General features: G+C 68.8%; 5 protein-coding genes. 1 reads left to right on the top strand and 4 read right to left on the bottom strand.

The window, feature by feature from the left end; translation table 11 throughout:
• Positions 1-213 precede the first annotated feature (213 nt).
• On the top strand, positions 214-789 hold the full coding sequence (locus tag ACIBSV_RS50560) for a transposase (RefSeq protein ID WP_395874764.1): 576 nt from the start codon (positions 214-216) through the stop codon (positions 787-789).
• Positions 790-805: 16 nt separating this feature from the next.
• Here the strand turns inward: ACIBSV_RS50560 and ACIBSV_RS50565 are convergent, their stop codons facing one another.
• The 4 genes from ACIBSV_RS50565 to ACIBSV_RS50580 form a co-directional block, all read right to left on the bottom strand.
• On the bottom strand, positions 806-1,930 hold the full coding sequence (locus tag ACIBSV_RS50565) for an ISL3 family transposase (RefSeq protein WP_395874766.1): 1,125 nt from the start codon (positions 1,928-1,930) through the stop codon (positions 806-808).
• On the bottom strand, positions 1,873-2,313 hold the full coding sequence (locus ACIBSV_RS50570) for a transposase family protein (protein ID WP_395874768.1): 441 nt from the start codon (positions 2,311-2,313) through the stop codon (positions 1,873-1,875). The genes ACIBSV_RS50565 and ACIBSV_RS50570 overlap by 58 nt, the downstream gene beginning before the upstream one ends.
• Before the next feature lie 130 nt (positions 2,314-2,443).
• A complete protein-coding gene (locus tag ACIBSV_RS50575; protein ID WP_395874770.1) occupies positions 2,444-2,779 on the bottom strand; it encodes a transposase in 336 nt (111 codons plus the stop codon).
• Entirely contained in the window at positions 2,776-3,018 is a 243-nt protein-coding gene (locus ACIBSV_RS50580; protein WP_395874772.1) for a hypothetical protein, read from the bottom strand. Before ACIBSV_RS50580 ends, ACIBSV_RS50575 begins: the two co-directional genes overlap by 4 nt.
• Positions 3,019-3,231 lie beyond the last annotated feature (213 nt).

Consider the following 3,231-nt stretch of genomic DNA (forward strand, 5'->3'; position numbering starts at 1 on the left):
TGCACGGCCGAGCCGAATTCCCCCTGCTCCGCCACCGCATCCTCCTCCAGTGATCACTACACGGCGCTACCACCGATTACGGGCCAGAGCCAAGGACTCGGTGTACACCCTGAGCAAAGGGAGTATCCGATGACCGATGTGGCGATTACGACGACCGGGTCGAGTGCGGTGGAGGGCGTTTTGGGAACGTCCGCGCCGGCTACCGGGCAGGGCGTGGACACTACGTTGACGGCGGCCGTGGCCGAACTCGCGGAGAAGGCGGCCGAGCAGGCCAGGGCCGGCGGGGTGCGTCTGCTCGGTGAGGGCGGCCTGTTGCAGGCACTCGCGAAGCACCTGATGGAGGACGCACTCGACGCCGAGATGGACGAGCATCTCCGTGTCGAGCAGGCCCGGACCGGTGCGGCGAGCGCACGCCGCGGCGGGAACGCCCGCAACGGCACCCGTCGCAAGACGGTGAACACCGAGGTCGGACCGGTCACCCTGGACATCCCGCGGGATCGGACGGGGACGTTCCGCCCGGGCCTGGTCCCGGTCCACTCCCGCCGCACCGGCGCGTTGGACGAGATGGTGATCTCGTTGACGGCGAAGGGCCTGACCGGCGGGGAGATCGTCGCGCACCTGGCCGAGGTCTACGACATCACCACCTCGAAGGAGACCGTCTCCACCATCACCGACCAGGTGTTGGGCGGGATGAACGAGTGGCGCACCCGCCCGCTCGACCCGGTCTACCCGGTGGTCTTCGTCGACGCGATCCACGTGAAGATCCGGGTTCTGTCGACGATCTTGTGATCCGGACGGTTCGGGCTCATCGAGTGAGCAGGACGCGTTTGCGGAGGAGATCGAGGCCGGCCCGGCCGAACATCTGGCGTTTGAGCATCTTCAGCCGGTTGATGTTGCCCTCGACTGCGCCGGAACTGTAGTGCAGGGAAAGGCCGTTGCGGACGGCGTCGAGGTCGCGGCGGAGGTTGCGGGCGAAGGATGCCAGCGGGGCCAGGTCGTCCTGTTCGACCGTGCTGATCCAGTCGTCGAGACGGTCGCCGTGGCGCCCGGTCATCATCGCCGCGAACGTCCTGACGTGGCCGGTCAGCCGATCCAGCTCGGGATCACGCTCGCGCAGACCGCGCAGTTTGTCCGCGTCGTCGTCCGCCAGGTGTTCGGGGTGGGTCATGATCCAGGAGGTGACCTCGCGGACCGATGGAGGCTTGGGGCCGGGGGCCGGCGCATGTCCGCGCCCGTTGCGGTAGCGCCGCAGGTGACGTTGGACGGTCAACTCACCTACGGAGTAACCAAGTTCCTGGATTTCACGGCAGAGCTGGGCGGCGTTTCTGACTCCTTCGTTCCAGCGCTGGTGCAGGTGGCCGAGGTACGGATCGACGAGGTGAGCCCGCTGGAGGCTCTTGGCGACGACATCGTCGGCGGAGCGGGCGCCCACCAGCTTGCGGACGGTGGCCTGGTGCAGCCCGAGCTTCCGGCCGATCGCCGCCTTCGACATGCCCCGGTCCCACAGTTCGTGGACAGCGGCGTGTTGCTCACGCAGCCGGGTCACGACCTTCAGCTCCCGCGGCGGCTGGACCACCTGCGGCTCCGCCTCCAACTCGTCGGGTGTGTCGGCCGGTTCCGGAGGAGGTTCGGCCAGACGGGCGCGATGGGTGTTCGCCGTCTTCTCGGCCGCCTCGCCGAGGTTGGCCCACAGGTGGTAGCGGTCGGCGACCTGTTCGGCCCGGGGCGCGCCCAGCCGTGCGCCCTCCCCGTAGCCGCTGGAGCGGTCCCGGCAGATGACCTGCACCTCGGGGTGGTCGCGCAGCCAGGCGGCCAGGTCCTCGCTCTCGCGGCCGTCGAAGAGGTGTATCGGGCGGTGGGTGGCCAAATCGATCAACACCGTGCCGTAATGGCGGCCTTTGCGGAAGGCGAAGTCGTCGACGCCCAGCACTTCGACATCCCGACTTCGGGGTCGGGCAGGGCCCTGACCAGCCGCAGAAGATGGTCTTTGCCCACGCGGACGCCCATCGCGGACGCCAGACGGGCGCCCGCACGGCCGGCCAGGGCCAGGCCGATCCGCGTCAACAGCCCACGCAGCAGCGGGGTCTGGCGGCTGTGCGGGGCGGTCAGCCCCGCGACCTGCTCCGCGAACGTCACCGCCGAGCAGGCGGGATTCTCACAACGGAAGCGGCGTATGCATAACTCGATCACGACGCCGAGGCCGCCCGCAGCGACATCACGCAGATGGCGCACATACCGGCCGTGCACCCGTGCCGAGCCCTCGCCGCACCGGCACACGGCGGTCCTCGCCCGCACCCGCGTCCTCAGCACCACCTCGTCCGGCCGGCGTCGGACCTCCTCGATCAGCTACCCGGACAGGTGCGGAAACAGCTCCACGAGCACATCACGAGAGCACGCGACGCATGATCGCGAAAAGACGACACCCCCGGCTCAACCGTCCGGATCACAAGATCGTCGACAGAACCCGGATCTTCACGTGGATCGCGTCGACGAAGACCACCGGGTAGACCGGGTCGAGCGGGCGGGTTCGCCACTCGTTCATCCCGCCCAACACCTGGTCGGTGATGGTGGGGACGGTCTCCTTCGAGGTGGAGATGTCGTAGACCTCCGCCAGATGCGCGACGATCTCGCCACCGGTCAGGCCCTTCGCCGTCAACGAGATCACCATCTCGTCCAACGCCCCGGTGCGGCGGGCGTGGACCGGGATCAGGCCCGGGCGGAACGTCCCCGTCCGATCCCGCGGGATGTCCAGGGTGACGGGTCCGACCTCGGTGTTCACGGTCTTGCGGCGGGTGCGTTGCGGGCGTTCCCACCCCGACGCGCGCTCGCCCCACCGGTCCGAGCCTGCTCGGTCGCGAGATGCTCGTCCATCTCCGCGTCGAGCGCGTTCTCCATCAGGTGCTTCGCGAGCGCCTGCAACAGGCCGCCCTCACCGAGCAGACGCACCCCGCCCGCCCTGGCCTGCTCGGCCGCCTTCTCCGCCAGCTCGGCCACAGCCGCCGTCAACGTAGTGTCCACGCCCTGCCCGGTAGCCGGCCCGGACGTTCCGGAAACGGCCTCCACCGCAGTCGACCCGGTTGTCGTAATCGCCACATCGATCATCGGATACTCCCTTTGCTCAGGGTGTACACCGAGCCCTTGGCTCTGGCCCGTAATCGGTGGTAGCGCCGTGTAGTGATCACTGGAGGAGGATGCGGTGGCGGAGCAGGGGGAATTCGGCTCGGCCGTGCA

Source organism: Embleya sp. NPDC050154 (assembly GCF_044460165.1).
In the GTDB taxonomy this organism is placed as follows: domain Bacteria; phylum Actinomycetota; class Actinomycetes; order Streptomycetales; family Streptomycetaceae; genus Embleya.